This is a genomic window from Serinicoccus kebangsaanensis, assembly GCF_008919445.1.
Lineage (GTDB): Bacteria > Actinomycetota > Actinomycetes > Actinomycetales > Dermatophilaceae > Ornithinicoccus > Ornithinicoccus kebangsaanensis.
Genome location: NZ_VSLG01000004.1, coordinates 226,026 through 243,242 on the forward strand (window position 1 = coordinate 226,026; position 17,217 = coordinate 243,242).

At 72.8% G+C, this 17,217-nt stretch carries 11 protein-coding genes; 4 read left to right on the plus strand and 7 right to left on the minus strand.

Features of this window, described 5'->3' with window-relative positions:
- The first annotated feature begins 11 nt into the window (after positions 1-11).
- The 3 genes from treS to pgm are packed head-to-tail and all read left to right on the plus strand — an operon-like array spanning position 12 to position 8,057.
- The gene (gene treS / locus FXF60_RS06760) at positions 12-1,775 is read left to right on the plus strand and encodes a maltose alpha-D-glucosyltransferase (RefSeq protein ID WP_151524791.1); all 1,764 of its coding nucleotides are present in this window, start codon (positions 12-14) and stop codon (positions 1,773-1,775) included.
- On the plus strand, positions 1,775-6,361 hold the full coding sequence (glgB, locus tag FXF60_RS06765) for a 1,4-alpha-glucan branching protein GlgB (RefSeq protein WP_192796640.1): 4,587 nt from the start codon (positions 1,775-1,777) through the stop codon (positions 6,359-6,361). Before treS ends, glgB begins: the two co-directional genes overlap by 1 nt.
- Positions 6,362-6,371: 10 nt before the next feature.
- The gene (pgm, locus tag FXF60_RS06775; protein ID WP_151524794.1) at positions 6,372-8,057 is read left to right on the plus strand and encodes a phosphoglucomutase (alpha-D-glucose-1,6-bisphosphate-dependent); all 1,686 of its coding nucleotides are present in this window, start codon (positions 6,372-6,374) and stop codon (positions 8,055-8,057) included.
- On the opposite strand, the gene FXF60_RS06780 is transcribed toward pgm, so the two are convergent.
- The 7 genes from FXF60_RS06780 to FXF60_RS06810 all read right to left on the minus strand — a co-directional run bounded on the left by FXF60_RS06780 (position 8,051) and on the right by FXF60_RS06810 (position 15,692).
- Positions 8,051-9,070 (minus strand): co-chaperone YbbN, encoded by a 1,020-nt coding sequence (locus FXF60_RS06780; RefSeq protein WP_151524796.1) that lies wholly within the window; start codon positions 9,068-9,070, stop codon positions 8,051-8,053. The genes pgm and FXF60_RS06780 overlap by 7 nt on opposite strands.
- A gap of 50 nt (positions 9,071-9,120) precedes the next feature.
- On the minus strand, positions 9,121-10,209 hold the full coding sequence (locus tag FXF60_RS06785; protein ID WP_151524798.1) for a hypothetical protein: 1,089 nt from the start codon (positions 10,207-10,209) through the stop codon (positions 9,121-9,123).
- A gap of 37 nt (positions 10,210-10,246) precedes the next feature.
- Complete coding sequence (locus tag FXF60_RS06790; protein WP_151524800.1) at positions 10,247-11,017, minus strand: DUF1353 domain-containing protein; 771 nt, start codon at positions 11,015-11,017, stop codon at positions 10,247-10,249.
- An 11-nt stretch (positions 11,018-11,028) separates the two neighbouring features.
- The gene (gene pip / locus FXF60_RS06795; RefSeq protein WP_151524802.1) at positions 11,029-12,003 is read right to left on the minus strand and encodes a prolyl aminopeptidase; all 975 of its coding nucleotides are present in this window, start codon (positions 12,001-12,003) and stop codon (positions 11,029-11,031) included.
- A gap of 128 nt (positions 12,004-12,131) precedes the next feature.
- Positions 12,132-12,716: a GNAT family N-acetyltransferase gene (locus tag FXF60_RS06800; RefSeq protein ID WP_151524804.1), complete on the minus strand. Its 585-nt coding sequence runs from the start codon at positions 12,714-12,716 to the stop codon at positions 12,132-12,134.
- Between the two features lie 168 nt (positions 12,717-12,884).
- Complete coding sequence (locus FXF60_RS06805) at positions 12,885-14,090, minus strand: acetyl-CoA C-acetyltransferase (protein ID WP_151524995.1); 1,206 nt, start codon at positions 14,088-14,090, stop codon at positions 12,885-12,887.
- A gap of 81 nt (positions 14,091-14,171) precedes the next feature.
- A complete protein-coding gene (locus FXF60_RS06810) occupies positions 14,172-15,692 on the minus strand; it encodes an amidohydrolase (RefSeq protein ID WP_151524806.1) in 1,521 nt (506 codons plus the stop codon).
- Between the two features lie 125 nt (positions 15,693-15,817).
- Between FXF60_RS06810 and FXF60_RS06815 the strand changes: the two genes are divergently transcribed.
- The gene (locus tag FXF60_RS06815) at positions 15,818-17,209 is read left to right on the plus strand and encodes an AI-2E family transporter (RefSeq protein WP_238335742.1); all 1,392 of its coding nucleotides are present in this window, start codon (positions 15,818-15,820) and stop codon (positions 17,207-17,209) included.
- Positions 17,210-17,217: the final 8 nt, after the last annotated feature.

Sequence of the window (17,217 nt, forward strand, 5' to 3'; positions counted from 1 at the left end):
GAGGGAGCACGATGCGCGGGCTGAACCTGCACCAGCCGGGACTGCGGAACGACCCCGACTGGTTCCGCAAGGCGGTCTTCTACGAGGTCCTGGTGCGGGCCTTCGACGACTCCACCGGGTCCGGGTCCGGCGACTTCACCGGGCTCATGAACCGGCTCGACTACCTGCAGTGGCTCGGCGTCGACTGCCTGTGGATCCCGCCGTTCTACGCCTCCCCGCTGCGGGACGGCGGCTACGACGTCGCGGACTACACCGCGGTGCTGCCCGAGTTCGGCACCCTGCCCGACTTCCGTGAGCTGATCAGCCAGGCGCACGCCCGCGGTATCCGGATCATCACCGACCTGGTGATGAACCACACCAGCGACCAGCACCCGTGGTTCCAGGCCAGCCGCAGCGACCCCGAGGGCCCCTACGGCGACTTCTACGTCTGGTCCGACACCGACGAGAGGTATGCCGACGCCCGGATCATCTTCGTCGACACCGAGACCTCCAACTGGACCTTCGACCCGGTGCGCCGGCAGTTCTTCTGGCACCGGTTCTTCTCCCACCAGCCCGACCTCAACTTCGAGAACGAGGCGGTCCGGGAGGCGATGTTCGACGTCGTCCGGTTCTGGATGGACCTCGGGATCGACGGCTTCCGGCTGGACGCCGTGCCCTACCTCTTCGAGGAGGAGGGCACCAACTGCGAGAACCTCCCCCGCACGCACGAGTTCCTCGCGGACCTGCGGGCCATGGTCGACGAGGAGTACCCGGGCCGGGTGCTGCTCGCCGAGGCCAACCAGATGCCCGCCGAGGTCGTGGACTACTACGGCACGCCCGAGGCGCCAGAGTGCCACATGTGCTTCCACTTCCCGGTGATGCCGCGGCTGTACTACTCGCTGCGCGAGGAGAAGTCCGAGCCGATCATCCGGGTGATGGAGGAGACCCCGAGGATCCCCGAGGGCACGCAGTGGGGCACCTTCCTGCGCAACCACGACGAGCTCACCCTGGAGATGGTCTCCGGGGAGGAGCGCTCGGCGATGTACGGCTGGTACGCCCCCGACCCGCGGATGCGGGCCAACGTCGGGATCCGCAGACGCCTGGCCCCGCTGCTGGACAACTCGCGCGAGGAGATCGAGCTCATCAACGCGCTGCTGCTCTCGCTGCCCGGCTCCCCCTGCCTCTACTACGGCGACGAGATCGGCATGGGCGACAACATCTGGCTCAGCGACCGCGACGCCGTGCGCACCCCCATGCAGTGGACGCCGGACCGCAACGCCGGCTTCTCCACGGCGGACCCGGGCAAGCTCTACCTCCCGGTGATCAGCTCCCTCGTCTACCACCACAACGGGGTCAACGTGGAGGCCCAGATGGCGAGCGGCTCCTCGCTGCTGCACTGGACCCGGGGCATGCTCCAGGTGCGCGCCCAGCACGAGGTCTTCGGCCTCGGCGACTACCAGCCGTGCGAGGCGGACAACGACGGCGTGCTCGCCTTCGCGCGGGTCCTGCCCGCGGGCGAGGAGGACGAGGAGCGCGACGGCCACCCGGCGGTGCTCTGCGTCAACAACCTCACCTCCCGGCCGCAGGCCACGACGGTCCGGCTGCCGGAGCGGCTGCACGGCGCGGACGTGCGCGACCTCTTCGGCGGGCTGAACTTCCCGGACGTGGCGGCGGACGGCACGATCACCCTGACCCTGGGATCTCGCGGCTTCTACTGGCTGGGGCTCACGCCCGCGCAGCCGGCAGAGGCTCCCGCCGCCGACGCGCCCCCCACGCCGGGGCAGAAGGAGGTCTGATGGCCACGCTGAGCCCGATGTTCGAGGAGTTCCTGCCTGGCTGGATCGCGCGCCAGCGGTGGTACCGCGGCAAGCGGGCGGCCGCCGGTGCGCCTCCCCGGCTGCGTCGTGTGTCGGGCATCCGGTGGCAGGACCCGTACGGCGAGGTCGGCCTGGAGGACCACATCCTGGTGGACGAGTCGGGCCCGGAGCCCGTGGTCTACCAGGTGCCGCTCACCTACCGCGCCGAGGCGGTGCCTTTCCTCGAGCACGCGCTCGTCGCCACCGCCGAGCACAGCGACCTCGGCACGCGCTACATCTACGACGCCACCCACGACCCCGTCTTCGCTCACGTCCTGCTGTCCGAGATGTATGCCGACCACGAGGTCCCCGCCGCCCGCTCCCGCCGGATCGCGGCGCCGGGGCCGATGCCGGCCCTGGCCGCCTCCCGGGTGCTCTCGGGCGAGCAGTCGAACACCTCGATCATCGTCGACATGCACGGCGAGGACGGCCCGGTCATCATCAAGGTCTTCCGGGTGCTGCAGGACGGGGAGAACCCGGACGTCACGGTCCAGACGGCGGTCAGCCAGGGAGGGTCCCGGCAGGTGCCCGACCCCATCGGGGCCGTCGAGGGACGCTGGGTGTCCCCCACCGGGGACGAGGCGCACGGGCATCTCGCCTTCGCGCAGGAGTTCCTGCCCGGCACCGAGGACGCCTGGCGGCGCGCGCTCGTCGCGGCCGGGGCCGACGAGGACTTCACCGAGGGCGCCAGGTCGCTGGGTGCCGCGACCGCCGCGGTGCACACGGTGCTGCGCGAGGCCTTCGGCACCCGACCCGGCGCCGAGCGTCGCTCCGAGCTGGTGGCGCAGATGCGCTCGCGCGCCGAGCAGGCCTTCCGGGACGCCCCCGAGCTGGAGGCATACCGCGCGCCGGTGCTCGACGTGTATGCCGAGCTGGAGTCCTCCGACCTGCCCGACCTGCAGCGGGTCCACGGTGACTACCACCTGGGCCAGGTGCTGGACGCCCCCGGACGGGGCTGGGTGCTGCTGGACTTCGAGGGGGAGCCGCTGCGCCCGTTGGCGCAGCGCAGCGAGCCCGACCTCGCGCTGCGGGACGTGGCCGGGATGCTGCGCTCGTTCGACTACGCCGCAGCCTCCGCCACCCTCGCCGGATCGGGCGACCGGGGCGGCTGGGGTGCGGCCGCGCGCGAGGCCTTCCTCGACGGCTACGCCGACGAGGCCGGCGAGGACCTGCGCACCGTGCACGCCTCCCTGCTGGCCGCCCTGGAGCTGGACAAGGCGCTCTACGAGGTGAGCTACGAGGCCAGCAACCGGCCCGACTGGGTCGCGATCCCGGTCGGCGCCGTGGAGCGGCTGCTCGGCGCGGCACCCACGACCGAACCACCTGCCGGCGCGACGAAGGAGACCCCAGTGAGCCCGAGCGACACGCCCCGCGCGAGTGACCCCTCATCCAGCACCGGCGCCGACGCACCACCGGCTCCGGACGAGGCCGCCGAGAGCGCTCGTGACCAGGCCACCGGGAGCGGCCCGGGTGAGCAGGCCGTCCCCGCGGCCCCCTCGGACACCCCGGACGCCGCAGCGTCGGAGCAGCCCTCGGCGAGCGTCCCCGACGACGACTACGGTGCCTCGCTGATCGAGGTCGAGCGGCACGACGGCCCGTTGGCGCACCCTCCGACCGGCGACCGCCGGGCGGCGAGCGGCAGCATCGCCCCCACCTCGGCCTCCGGCGGGGTCAGCGCCTCGGGCGGCTATCCCCACGCGCCCGTCCCACCGCCGGAGGACATGCAGGTCGGCACGGTCCCGCCGGCCGCCCGCCCCCGCGAGGAGATCGAGGTGAGCACCCGCCCGGCGCTGCTGGCCAGCGGCTGGTCCGGCGAGCCGCAGGGCGACCCGGAGGTGCGACGGGCCGTGGCGTGGGAGGAGGCCTCCGGCTCCGAGCAGGTCGTCAGCGGCCGACCCGCCGCCCGCCGGCCGCTGGAGCAGCCCTCCGAGCCTGCGGCGCCGCACACCGCACCGCTGGACCTGGACGAGGCCGCCGACGTGGTGGACGGGCTGCACCGCAACCCGCACGCGCTGCTCGGCGCGCACGCCCACGACGGCCACGTGACGGTCCGCACCCTCCAGCCCGAGGCCCAGGGCGTGGAGGTGCTGCTCGCCGACGGGTCCCGCGTGCCGATGGCGCACGAGACCGGCGGCATCTGGGTGGCGGTCCTGCCCACCGAGACCGTGCCTGCCTACCGGCTCAGGGTGGCCACCGGGGGGCGCACCCACCTGGTGGACGAGGCCTACCGGCACGGCCCGAGCCTGGGTCGGACCGACCTGCACCTCATCGGCGAGGGCCGGCACGAGGAGCTGTGGCGAGCCCTGGGCTCGCACGTCATGACGCTGCGCGACGAGCTCGGCGAGGTGACCGGCACCCGCTTCGCGGTGTGGGCACCGCACGCGGTGGCGGTGCACGTCGTGGGCGACTTCAACGGGTGGAACGGCGCGACCCACGCCCTGCGCGCGCACGACGACGTCGGGGTCTGGGAGCTCTTCGTCCCCGGCGTCCGGGAGGGTGCGCACTACAAGTACGACATCACCGGACCGGACGGCGTCCGCCGTGCCAAGGCCGACCCGATGGCGCGGGCCAGCGAGGTGCCCCCCTTCACGAACTCGGTGGTCACCGTCAGCACCCACCGGTGGGGCGACGCCGACTGGATGGCGGCGCGCGCGGCCGGCGACATCCACCACGGCCCGATGAGCATCTACGAGGTGCACCTGGGCAGCTGGCGCAAGGGTCTGGGCTACACCGAGATCGCCGACCAGCTCGTACCCTACGTGGCGGAGATGGGCTTCACCCACGTGGAGCTCATGCCCGTCATGCACCACCCGTACGGCGGGTCGTGGGGCTACCACGTCACCGGCTACTACGCCGCCGACAGCAGGTTCGGCCACGAGGACGGGCTGCGCTACCTCATCGACCGGCTGCACCAGGCCGGGGTCGGCGTCATCCTCGACTGGGTCCCCGGCCACTTCGCCACCGACCCGTGGGCGCTCGCGCGCTTCGACGGCACGCCGATCTACGAGCACCCCGACCCGCGCAAGGGGTGGCACCCGGAGTGGGGCTCCTACATCTTCGACTTCGGCCGGCCCGAGGTGCGCAACTTCCTCGTGGCGAACGCCAGCTACTGGCTCGAGGAGTTCCACGCCGACGGGCTGCGCGTCGACGGGGTCGCCTCGATGCTCTACCTGGACTACTCGCGGGACGAGGGCCAGTGGATCCCCAACCGGCACGGGGGTCGGGAGAACCTCGAGGCCGTCGCCTTGCTGCAGGAGGCGAACGCCACGGCATACCGTCGCTCCCCCGGCGTCGTGCTCATCGCCGAGGAGAGCACCTCCTGGCCCGGGGTCACGGCACCGACCGACAAGGGCGGGCTGGGCTTCGGCTTCAAGTGGAACATGGGGTGGATGCACGACACGCTCGGCTACCTGGGCGCCTCCCCCTTCGCCCGGGCGCACCAGCACCACGCGGTGACGTTCTCCCTGGTCTACGCCTTCAGCGAGAAGTTCATCCTCCCGATCAGCCACGACGAGGTCGTGCACGGCAAGGGCTCGCTGGTGCGCAAGATGGCCGGGGACGCCTGGCAGAAGTTCGCGACCACGCGGGCCTTCCTCGCCTACCAGTGGAGCCACCCGGGCAAGCAGCTGATCTTCATGGGCTCGGAGTTCGCCCAGGCGCGGGAGTGGGCCGACGGCGGCTCGCTCGACTGGGAGCTGACCCAGCGCCCTGAGCACGCGGGTGTCCAGTCCCTGGTCCGCGACCTGAACCGGTTGTACGCCGAGCTGCCGGCGCTGTGGCAGATCGACCACCACGCGGACGGCTTCGCCTGGCTGGACGCCAACGACGCGGGGCGCAACCAGTATGCCTACCTGCGCTGGGGCAACGAGTCGCCGGACGGGCTCCGCCCGGTGGTGGTGGTGGTCGTCAACTTCAGCGGCGTGACGCACCACCAGGTGCACGTCGGGCTGCCCTACGCCGGCCGGTGGCGCGAGGTCCTCAACACCGACGCGACCACCTACGGCGGGTCGGGGCAGGGCAACCTGGGCTTCGTTGAGGCGGTGGACCACCCGCACCAGGGCCAGCCGCACTCCGCCCTAATCACGGTGCCCCCGATGGGTGCCGTCTGGCTGGTGCCGGACCCGCTGAGCGAGGACGAGCTGGCCGAGCGGGCGGCGGCGCAGGACGACGAAGACGGCACGGACGGCACGGACGGCGGGCACCTCGACGTCGAGGGCGCCGACGACGCCGAGACCGGCGACGACGCCGCGACGAGCGAGGGGACCCCCTCCGGTGAGCTGGGAGACGGGTCGACCGAGGAGCTGGCGAAGGGCGAGCTCGCGGCCGACCACCCCTTCGTGACCGAGGGTGGTCAGCCGATCGACCACGAGGACCGCACCACGGTCGCCACCCTGGACGAGTCGGACGGCGCCGACACCGACGAGGACTTCTCTCGGTTCGGCGTGCCGCACCGCGACGAGGACGAGGACGCGGCGGCCGGGGAGCAGACCTCGGGCGGGCGACCGGACCACCCGGGCAACGAGTAGGGAGAGCACCATGGCACGACACGAGCGCGCCGGCACGCGGGCCGGGGAGCAGGACCTGATCGACGTCCGGGCGCTGGTCTCGGCTTACACCGAGATCGTCCCCGACCCCGACAGCGTGGACCAGCAGGTGGCCTTCGGCACCTCCGGGCACCGGGGCAGCTCGCTGGACGGCACCTTCAACGAGCACCACATCCTCGCGACCACCCAGGCGATCTGCGAGTACCGCGCCCAGCAGGGCACCGAGGGGCCGCTGTTCCTGGGCAAGGACACCCACGCCCTGTCCGTCCCGGCGTGGCGGAGCGCGCTGGAGGTGCTGGTCGCCAACGGCGTGGACGTCTGGAGCGAGCACGGGGAGGAGGAGTTCACGCCGACCCCGGCGGTCTCGCGGGCCATCCTGGCGTTCAACCTCGAGACCGACTCCGAGGCGGGCGCCGCGCAGGCCGACGGCATCGTCATCACGCCCTCGCACAACCCGCCCCGCGACGGCGGGTTCAAGTACAACCCGCCCCACGGCGGCCCCGCCGACACGGACGCGACCGGGTGGATCGCCGACCGGGCCAACGAGCTGCTGCGGGACGGGCTCGAGGGGGTCAGGCGGGTGCCCTTCGAGGAGGCGCTGCAGGCCGCCGAGCCCTACGACTTCATGGGTGAGTACGTCCGCGCCCTGCCCCGGGTCGTCGACCTGGACGCCATCCGCGAGGCGGGCGTGCGGATCGGTGCCGACCCGCTCGGCGGGGCCTCGGTGGCCTACTGGCAGGCCATCGCCGACGAGCACGGGATCGACCTCACCGTGGTCAACCCGGAGGTCGACCCGACCTGGTCGTTCATGACGCTGGACTGGGACGGCAAGATCCGGATGGACTGCTCCTCCCCCGACGCCATGGCCTCGCTCATCGAGATCATGGGGTCGGGTCCCGACGGGGGCGCCACCTACGACGTCGCGACCGGCAACGACGCGGACGCCGACCGGCACGGCATCGTCACGCCGGACGGCGGGCTGCTCAACCCCAACCACTACCTGGCCGTCGCCATCGACTACCTCTACGGCCAGGCCCGCCCGGACTGGCCCGAGGGCACGGCGATCGGCAAGACGCTGGTCAGCTCCTCGATGATCGACCGCGTCGCCCGGGCCCGGGGGCGGGAGCTCACCGAGGTGCCGGTCGGTTTCAAGTGGTTCGTCCCGGGGCTGCTGGACGGCTCCATCGCCTTCGGTGGTGAGGAGTCGGCCGGCGCGTCCTTCCTGTGCCGCGACGGCTCGGTCTGGTCCACGGACAAGGACGGGATCATCCTGGCGCTGCTGGCGGCCGAGATCATCGCCCGGACCGGCCGCTCACCCTCGCAGCGGTATGCCGACCTCGTCGCCGAGGTGGGCGGCGGCCAGACCCCGGCCTACGCGCGGATCGACGCCCCGGCCGGACGGGAGCAGAAGGCGCGGTTGAAGAAGCTCTCGGCGCAGGACATCTCGGCGACCGAGATCGCGGGCGAGCCGATCACGGCGATCCTCACCGAGGCACCCGGCAACGGGGCCGCGATCGGCGGGGTGAAGGTCTGCACGGAGAACGCCTGGTTCGCCGCGCGTCCCTCCGGCACCGAGGACGTCTACAAGATCTATGCCGAGAGCTTCCGCGGCCCGGAGCACCTGGCGCAGGTCCAGGCGGAGGCGCAGCAGGTGGTGGACGCGGCGCTGGCTCAGTAGAGCGCGCTCATCAGCGCCTGACGGGCCTTGCCCACCCGCGGGTCCTGGGTACCGACGACCTCGAACAGCCCGAGCAGGTGGTTGCGGGCCAGGTCGCGCTCGTCTCCGCTGGTGCGCCGGACCGCCTCGACCAGGCGGCCGAAGCCGTCCTCGACGTGGCCCCCCACGAGGTCCACGTCCGCGGCGTCGATCTGCGCCTGCACGTCGGCGGGACGGTCGGCCGCCGCCTGCCGCACGGCCGCCAGGTCCATCCCGGAGGTCCGCTCCAGCAGTCGGACCTGGCCCAGCCCGAGGCGGGCCAGCTCGTCCGCGGGGTCGGCCTCCAGCGCCTTCTCGTAGGCCGCGACGGCGGCGGCCCAGTCACCGCGGTCGATCGCGTCGTAGGCCTCCTGGTGCAGGGGCGGGAGCTCGGCCTCCTCGGCGTCCTGCTCCCCCTCCTTCTCGGCCTGCCCGGGCAGACCGTCGTCGTCGCCGAGCTCGACCCGACCGGTCACCGCGTTGGTGACCGCGGCCTCGAGGAACTTCTCGAGCAGCTGGTCGACCTGCTCCATCGGCTGCACGCCGAGGTAGAAGGGCATCGGCTGGCCGCTCAGCAGACCCATGACGACCGGCAGCGAGGAGACCTGGCCGAAGACCTGCTGGAGCACCGGGGTCAGTGCCTGGAGGATCCCCTGGCTGCCGGCGATGTCCACCCCGGCGACCTGGAAGCGACCCTCCATGGTGCGCGCCCGCTCGGCGAGCTCGCGCAGGTGGGTCAGCGACTCCGGGAGCTGCGGGGTCCAGAGCACCAGCACCACCGGGGTGGTGAGGCTGGCGTTGACGACGGACTCGAAGGTCTCGTCGGTGACCTCGACCAGGGCACCGCGACGACCCGGGACCGCGCCGGACCCCTGCCCCTGGGCGCCACCCGGGGTGGCGCCGGCACCGCTGCTCGGCGCACCGGGGCGCGGGGAGAGGCTGGACAGGTCGACGGCACCACGCAGGGCCGCGCTGGAGAAGGGCTGCTCGGTCATGCCGTCAAGGGTATGCCGTGCCGCACCGGGCCGAGGACGCCCCGGGTGCCTCACTCGCCGTAGGCGTCCACCAGCTGCTCGGTCGCGGCCAGCATCTCCGGCTTGAAGTCCACGTCCTCCGTCGGGACCCGCATCGCGATGAAGGCCCGCGTCCGCAAGGTGGCCTCGGAGGTCAGCACCTCGCTGTCCTGGAAGACCCGGAAGGAGTCGGGAGGGGTCAGCTGGCTGCCGCTGTCGACGATGAACTGGGTGTCGCGCAGCAGCGACCCCATGACGAAGCCGGTGCCGTCCTCGAACATCAGCGTGGTGACGTCGTCCGAGACCAGCCAGTTCTTCTCCCGCAGGGTGGCCTGACCGGCCAGCGCCTCGGACTGCTGCTCCGCGGCGTCGCGGACCGCCGGGGCATACCCGTGCGTGCGGTAGTCGGGGACCTCGTCCGGCTGGGGCCACTCGGTGTAGGCGCCGACCGACTTGAGCATCTCGTCCGGCTCCATCGTCAGGTCGCCGGAGCCGGAGCGCAGCACCGGGCTCCCGGCGGACCGGGCGTCGAAGGCCGGGATCTCGGTGCCCGGCAGCATCTGTGCCTCCCACCGGATCCGGAAGTCGTCCGGCTCCCCGTTGCCGGCGAGCAGGTGCAGCCAGGGCGCACCCTCCTCGGGCACCGTCTGCACCAGCAGGTAGACGGGGGTCTCCTCGTCGTCGCGGCTGATCGCGAGGACGGTGGGCTCGACCGGGTTCTCCTCGAGGTCGACCTCGGCGGGCTCGCCGTCGACGCCCTCCAGCCGGTCCGCCGCACGGTGCGCCCCGAGGGCGGTCCCGCGGAGCGAGGCCTTCTGCGCCTCCTCGATGTCCTCGCCGTCCCCCTGGTCGGCACGCACCCGCTGGGTGAGCACCTCGGTCGCGACCTCCTCGGCGGTGTCGAGGGACACGGCCCCGGCGTCGGCGTCGGTGGTCATCTCGACCGTGCTGGTGGCGGCGTCGTCGTCCGTCGCGGCCGGCGTGGCGGAGGCCGCCGCCGACTCGTCGGTCACGGCGGCGGAGCTGCTCTCCCCGGCCGGGTCGGTGGTGTCGCCGGAGCATGCGGCAAGAACAAGGGCCGAGCTCACGGTGGCCACGGCGGTGATACGGGAGAACTTCATAACGATATGGTAAACATCGGGACGGCTATGGCGGAAATCAGCGATCTCCCAGGGTAGATTCCGCCTCCGCCTCGCGCCGGTCCCGCACCCGCACCCCGTCGTCGTCCGCCGGCCCGCTGACCAACCGCTCCAGCCCGAGATAGATCGCGTAGATCGCGAGGAGCGCCGCGGTCACGTGCAGCAGCAGGGCCAGGGCCACCCCCACGATCACGCCCGCCAGCCAGTAGCGACCCCAGGCGACGGCGAGCACGCTCGGGACCAGGACGGCGAAGACGGCGCCCAGCGCGAGCTCGGTCGGCCACGGACGCTCACCCATCCACGGCACGACCGCGACGACGTCGAAGAAGTCCAGGGTGGCTGCCGTCCCCAGCAGCGCGACCAGCCCCACCAGGCCCACCAGCTGGGTCCGCTTGACCAGGTCGCGGCTGGCCCACAGCGTCCCGATGGTCACCGCGGCCCACATCAACCAGGACCGCACCCTGCCGGTGCCGAGACCGATCATGGCGGTCCGGAAGATCCGGTCCGCCTCGTGCCGGCCCACCTCCGGACCCTCATGGCTGCCGGGGCTCACCAGGGCGTCGTGCAGCACCGCCGCCGGCAGGAAGTCCCCGCTCTTGGGGACGAGCCAGGTGAACAGGTGCGGGACGGAGGCGAAGTCGGTGACGAAACCCCGGGGGACGACGAAGGGGTCGGCATACCCCTGCGCGGTGTAGCCCACGGACCGCAGCAACGAGAAGTCCCGGCCGTCCACGCTGCGCAGCTCCAGCCGGAGCGGTCCGCCCGTCTCGACGTCGAAGAACTCGCCCATCCTGGTGCCTCCTAGGTCGCGAACCGGTCCGTCGCCCGGATGAGCGCATCGAGGTTCCCCGGCTCGGAGAAGGCGTGGCCCGCGTCAGATACCACCTCGAAGTCCGCGTCCGGCAGCCGCGCCGCCAGGTCGAACGCGGTCCGGGCCGGCGTGCACATGTCCAGCCGCCCCTGCACGATCACCGTCGGGAGGTGCCGAAGGGTGTGCGCCTGGTCCAGCAGCGCACCCTCACGCATGAACCCGCCGTGCACGAAGTAGTGGTTCTCGATCCGGGCGAAGGCCACGGCCTGGGCCGGCTCCGTCGCCTTCCGGAAGCCCTCCTCGTCCGGCAGCACCGAGATCACCCGGGACTCCCAGCCGCTCCACGCCTGGCCCGCGGGGACGTGCACGGCGGGGTCCGGGTCGAAGAGCAGCTCGTGGTAGGCCAGCTGCATCTCGTGCCGGCGCTCGGCCGGGACCGGGGCGACGAACTGCGCCCAGTGGTCGGGGTAGACGTGCTCCAGGTGACCCCGCTCGTACATCCAGGCGAGCTCGGCAGGGCGCAGCGTGAAGATGCCGCGCAGCACCAGCTCGGTCACCCGGTCGGGGTGCGCCTCGGCATACGCCAGGGACAGGCAGGAGCCCCAGGACCCGCCGAAGACCTGCCAGCGCTCGATGCCCAGGTGCTCCCGGATGCGCTCCATGTCGCCGACGAGGTGCGCCGTCGTGTTGGTCGCCCACAGCGCGGGATCGACGGTGGTCGACGCGTGCGGGGTGGACCTGCCCGCCATCCGCTGGTCGAACAGCACGATGCGGTAGCGCTCGGGGTCGAAGACGCGGCGCTGCTTCGGGCTGGTGCCGCTGCCGGGGCCTCCGTGCACGAAGACCACCGGCTTGCCCTCGGGGTTGCCGGACTCCTCGAGGTAGACCTGGTGGCCGTCGCCCACGTCCAGCAGCTGCGTGCGGTAGGGCTCGATCTCGGGGTAGAAGGTGCGTCGCTCGCTCACCCTCCGACCGTAGCGGTCCGGCCTCCGGTCCGGGCGCCCTCCCCGCGTGGGTGCCCTCCCCGGCAGATGAGCAAGGCTGCGCGACAGAGCACAGGGAGACGTCCCTGCGGTGTGTCAGCGATCCTTGCTCATGTGCCTAAGGATGCGGCGCGGACCATGCGCAGCTCGACCACGCCCTCGTGGCCATCGAGGCTCTGCGTGCCGTCCAGCGCAAAGCCCTGCCGTGCATAGAACCGGATGGCGCGATCGTTGCCCCGCGCCACCCAGAGGTATGCCTCACGCCGGCCCAGGGCCAGATCCACGAGCTGCTGCGCCACCCCGGACCCCTGGTGGTCCGGAGCGACGTTCAGCGACCAGAGCTGGTGCGGGGTCGGCGGGTCCTCATCCCGGGCCGGCCCGTGCATGCAGAACCCGACCGGAGTCCCCTCCTGCAGCGCGACGAGGAACCCACGCCCGTCCTTCGCCACGGCACCGGCGTCGTAGGCGGCGACCACCTGGTCCCATGTCGGCCGGAACTGCCCCGGCTCGAGCACGTCGACGACCTCGTCGGGCATGATCCCGCGGTAGGTCGTCCGCCAGACGCGCGAGTGCAGAGCCGCGAAGCCCTCGGCGTCGCCTGACAGCGGCTCCCGCAGCTCCCACGTGATGCGGCTCGGCTCCTGCGGCCCATCCCACCGTGAGGTCTGTCTGGAGGGAAGTGCCGACTCGCTCATTCGTCCAACCGTAGGCGGTCGTCGATGCCCTTCGCGCACATGAGCAAGGTTCCTCGACACAGAGCAGGGAGAAATCCCTGCAGCATGTCGAGGATCCTTGCTCATGTGGGTCCCGGGCGGCGGCTCGGCGGCCCGGGCGGCGGCCGGGGCGCGGGTATGCCGGCCGGCTCAGCGCTGCGGCACGGTGATGATCAGGGCGTCCCCCTGCCCGCCGCCGCCGCACAGGGCGGCCGCCCCGGTGCCGCCACCGCGACGGCCCAGCTCCAGGGCCAGGTGCAGCAGGATGCGGGCACCGGACATCCCGATCGGGTGACCCAGCGCGATGGCCCCGCCGTTGACGTTGACCTTCTCCGGGTCGAGCCCGAGCTCCTTGGTCGAGGCCAGGCCGACCGCGGCGAAGGCCTCGTTGATCTCCACCAGGTCCAGGTCGGTCGGGGCGATGCCCTGCTTCGCGCAGGCCGCGGCGATGGCGCGGGCGGGCTGGCTCTGCAGGGTCGAGTCCGGTCCCGCCACCATGCCGTGCGCGCCGATCTCGGCGATCCACTCCAGCCCGAGCTCGGTCGCCTTGGCCTTGCTCATGACGACCACGGCGCAGGCCCCGTCGGAGATCTGCGATGCGGAGCCCGCCGTGATGGTGCCGTCCTTGGCGAAGGCGGGACGCAGCGTGCCGAGCGACTCGGTGGTCGTGTCGGCCCGGATCCCCTCGTCGGTGCCGACCGTCACCGGGTCGCCCTTGCGCTGCGGGATCTCGACCGGCACCACCTCGTCGTCGAAGCGGCCCTGCTCCCAGGCCGCGGCGGCCCGCTGGTGGCTGCGCGCGGAGAAGGCGTCCTGCTCCTCACGGGTGAACTCGTGCGCGGCGTCGGACCGGTTGGCGGACTCGGTCAGGCCGCCCATCGCCTGGTCGGTGAAGGCGTCCCAGAGGCCGTCGAAGGCCATGTGGTCACGCATCGTGACGTCGCCGTACTTGAAGCCCGCCCGCGACTTCTCCAGCAGATGCGGCGCCCCGCTCATGGACTCCTGGCCCCCGGCCACGACGACCTCGACCTCGCCGGCCCGGATGAGCTGGTCGGCGAGCGCGATCGCGTCGATGCCAGACAGGCAGACCTTGTTGATGGTCAGGGCGGGCACGTCCATCGGGACGCCCCCGGCCACCGCCGCCTGGCGGGCCGGGATCTGACCGGCCCCGGCGGTGAGCACCTGGCCCATGACGACGTAGTCGACCTGGTCGCCGGAGATGCCGGCCTTGCCCAGCGCCCCGGCGATGGCGACACCGCCGAGCTGGGCGCCGGACAGGCTGGAGAGCGACCCCAGCAGCCGCCCCATCGGGGTGCGGGCCCCGGCGACGACGACGGACGTGGTGGGCTGGGACATCGACATCTGCGGATCTCCTCCAGCGACGGTGACGGGTATGCCTGCTCGCCACTGTAACGGCGCGGCGACCCTGACCCAGGGTCAGCCTCCGTGCACGACCTGGCCGTCCAGGACGGTGGCGCTGACGAGGGTGTACCGGAACCGGCGCGCCCGCTCGGCGCTGGTGCCGGCCTCCGCCAGCGGGTCGTGCTCCAGCAGCGCCAGGTCGCCACGGTCGCCGGCGCGCACGCGCTGCCCGTCGACCGAGGCGGCGAGCGCCTCCTGGGGCGTGATCTCCTGCTCCGGGTGCCAGCTCTCGCCGTCCTCCGGCCCGCGGTGGACCGCCGCGGCCATCGCCAGCCAGGGGTCGAGCGGGGACACCGGGGCGTCCGAGCCCAGCGACAGCTCGATGCCGGCGTCCAGGAAGCTGCGCAGCGTGAAGGTGCGGTCGGTCCGGTCCGGCCAGCAGCGCTCGGTGACGGACCGGTCATCGAGCAGGTGCGCCGGCTGCACGCTGGCCACCACCCGCTGCGGCAGCGCCGCCCACCGCCGCACGTCCCGCGGGTCGATGAGCTGGGCGTGCTCGACCGACCCGCTGGCCCCGGTCGCCGCGAACGCGTCGAGCACCGCCGCGACGGCGGCGTCACCGATCGCGTGCAGCGCCGCGTCCAGGCCCGCGCCCCGGGCGCGCGTCAGCAGCGACACGAGCTCGTCGACCGGGTAGTTCGCCGCCCCGGACGGCTGCTCGAGCAGGTGGCCGTCGGCATACGGGTCGCAGCACCAGGCGGTGCGGGTGTTGAGCGAGCCGTCGGTGATGACCTTGAGCGGACCCATGGTCACCAGGCCGTCGGTCGAGCGGATCGGGTCGCCGGTGCGCAGCCCCGCGGCGATCGCGTCCTCGAGCCCCTCCGGGTAGACGCCGGTGCGGGCGCGCAGCGAGGGGAAGCCCTCGGCGGTGCGCTCCCGCCACTGCTCCCAGGGGCGGCCGAACTCCAGGTCGACGATGCCGACCACCCCCAGCTGGTGCGCGGCCTGGATCGCGCGGGTGACGGCATACTCCGACTCCTCGTGGGCGCCGTGCAGCCGCTGCAGCCGGTCGTAGAGGGGGAACCAGTCGCTCTCCGCGACCACGCCCTCCACCGGGGGACCGCCGAGCAGGCGCAGCGCCGCGGAGTTGAGCCAGCCGTGGTGCCCGTCGCCGCTGATGAGCGCGACCGGGACGTCCCCGGTGACGGCGTCCAGGGCCGCGACGGTGGGCTGCTCGAGCCACCGCCCGGTGCGGTGCCCCCACCCCACGAGCACCCCGGTCGGGCTGTCGAAGCCCCACGTCAGCCGGTCGACCACGCGTGCCAGCACGTCCCCGGGGCTGGCGGTGCCGGACGTGTCCAACCGGGTCTGGCCGAGCGACCACTGGACCATGTGCACGTGCGTGTCCCACAGGCCGGGGACGACGTGGCGGCCGCCGCCGTCCACCTCCGGGACGCCGCGCGCCGCGGCACGCAGCCCCGGGCCGACCTCGTCGATGACGCCGTCCCGGATCAGGACGTCCACCGGCTCGGTCCCCGCTCGCGGGTCGGGGTCGATCGCGACGGGGCGGACGTCGCGCAGCAACAGGTCGCTCATGGCGGGGATGCTAGTGCGACATACCGCCGCAACTGCGAGGGGCTGGCCGGGCAGGGGCCTACCGTGGGTCACATGAGTCACTTCCGTCGCGCCCACGCGTCGTCCCCGCAGGTGGGGACGACCGGGTGACGACGCAGCAGGCACCGCCCCGGACGAGGCCCGGCGGCGAGGGTCCGCCAGCGGGCGCCGAGCACGAGACCCCGCCGCGCACCGTCGCCGACCGGCGCAGGGTCCGCCTCCGACGGGCCGCCCGGGCGATGAACCCGGCCGCCGCACCGCGTGCCGGCGTGCGGGCGGTCCAGCGCTGGCAGGCCTTCCGGGTGCGTCAGCGCGAGCTGCTGGACGAGAGCAACCGGCTGCAGTCCGAGCTGTGGGCGCAGATCCACGCCGGGGCGCCCGCCTCCGACGGCGACGTGCCCGCTCCCGGGGCGAGGACGCGCGCCGCCGGGTCGACGGAGGGCGGCACGAGCCGCCCGCCGGCCCTGTGGGCCTCGCCCTTCTCCATCGGGTTCACCGGAGCCCTCGGCGTGTTGCTCGCCTGGCTGCTGGTGCAGAACCTCACCCGGCTGTCCTCGGTGCTCACCTATCTGCTCGTGGCGGTCTTCCTCACCCTCGCGCTCAACCCGCTGGTGGAGTGGCTCACCCGCCGGGGCGTGAGCAGACCCAGCAGCGTCTTCGTCGTCTTCATGGGCTTCGTCACCGTGGTGGCGGTCAGCGCCGTCACCCTGCTGCCCGGCGTGGTGGCCCAGGCGGTGAGCCTCGTCGAGCGCGCCCCGCAGACGGTCGAGGGACTGGCCACCTCGCCCTGGTTGGTGGAGCTGGACCAGCGGTATGCCGTGAGCGAGCGTGCGACCACCGAGCTGGACCGGCTGCTCACCGAGCGGGGCACCTGGACGACGGTCTTCGGCGGGGTCCTGGGGGCCGCCGGGTGGGTGGCGGGCAGCCTCGTCGGCCTGCTCACCTCGGCCATCCTCACCCTCTACCTGCTGGCGACGCTCCCCTCGGTCAAGGAGGGGGCATACCGCCTGGTGCCGGCCAGCCGCCGCCCGGGCGTGGTCCGGCTGGCCGAGGAGATCATGCGCCGGGTCGGTGGCTACGCCCTCGGACAGGCCACGGTCGCCACGATCAACGCGGTCTGCTCCTGGCTGATGATGCAGGTGCTGGGCATCCCCTACGCCGCGATCCTCGCCGTGTCGGTGGGCCTGCTGGGCCTCATCCCACTCATCGGTGCCACACTCGGGGCGATCATCGTGGCGCTGTCCGCGCTGACCGTGTCGCCCACCCTGGCGCTGGTCGTGCTCATCTACTACGTGATCTACCAGCAGCTCGAGAACTACTGGATCGTCCCGCGCATCATGCAGCGGACGGTGTCGGTGCCCGGCGCCGTCACGGTGGTCGCCGTGCTTGCGGGGGGCACCCTGCTCGGCGTCCTCGGGGCCCTCATCGCCATCCCGGTCGCCGCGGGGCTGCTGCTGATCTACGAGGAGGTCCTGGTCCCGCGCCAGGAGGCCCACTGAGGCGACGC

Bases quoted from the DNA above. Each gene is read 5' to 3' on its own strand.
- treS (WP_151524791.1), top strand. From the start codon at position 12: ATGCGCGGGCTGAACCTGCACCAGCCGGGACTGCGGAACGACCCCGAC.
- glgB (WP_192796640.1), top strand. From the start codon at position 1,775: ATGGCCACGCTGAGCCCGATGTTCGAGGAGTTCCTGCCTGGCTGGATC.
- pgm (WP_151524794.1), top strand. From the start codon at position 6,372: ATGGCACGACACGAGCGCGCCGGCACGCGGGCCGGGGAGCAGGACCTG.
- FXF60_RS06780 (WP_151524796.1), bottom strand. From the start codon at position 9,070: ATGACCGAGCAGCCCTTCTCCAGCGCGGCCCTGCGTGGTGCCGTCGAC.
- FXF60_RS06785 (WP_151524798.1), bottom strand. From the start codon at position 10,209: ATGAAGTTCTCCCGTATCACCGCCGTGGCCACCGTGAGCTCGGCCCTT.
- FXF60_RS06790 (WP_151524800.1), bottom strand. From the start codon at position 11,017: ATGGGCGAGTTCTTCGACGTCGAGACGGGCGGACCGCTCCGGCTGGAG.
- FXF60_RS06800 (WP_151524804.1), bottom strand. From the start codon at position 12,716: ATGAGCGAGTCGGCACTTCCCTCCAGACAGACCTCACGGTGGGATGGG.
- FXF60_RS06805 (WP_151524995.1), bottom strand. From the start codon at position 14,090: ATGTCCCAGCCCACCACGTCCGTCGTCGTCGCCGGGGCCCGCACCCCG.
- FXF60_RS06810 (WP_151524806.1), bottom strand. From the start codon at position 15,692: ATGAGCGACCTGTTGCTGCGCGACGTCCGCCCCGTCGCGATCGACCCC.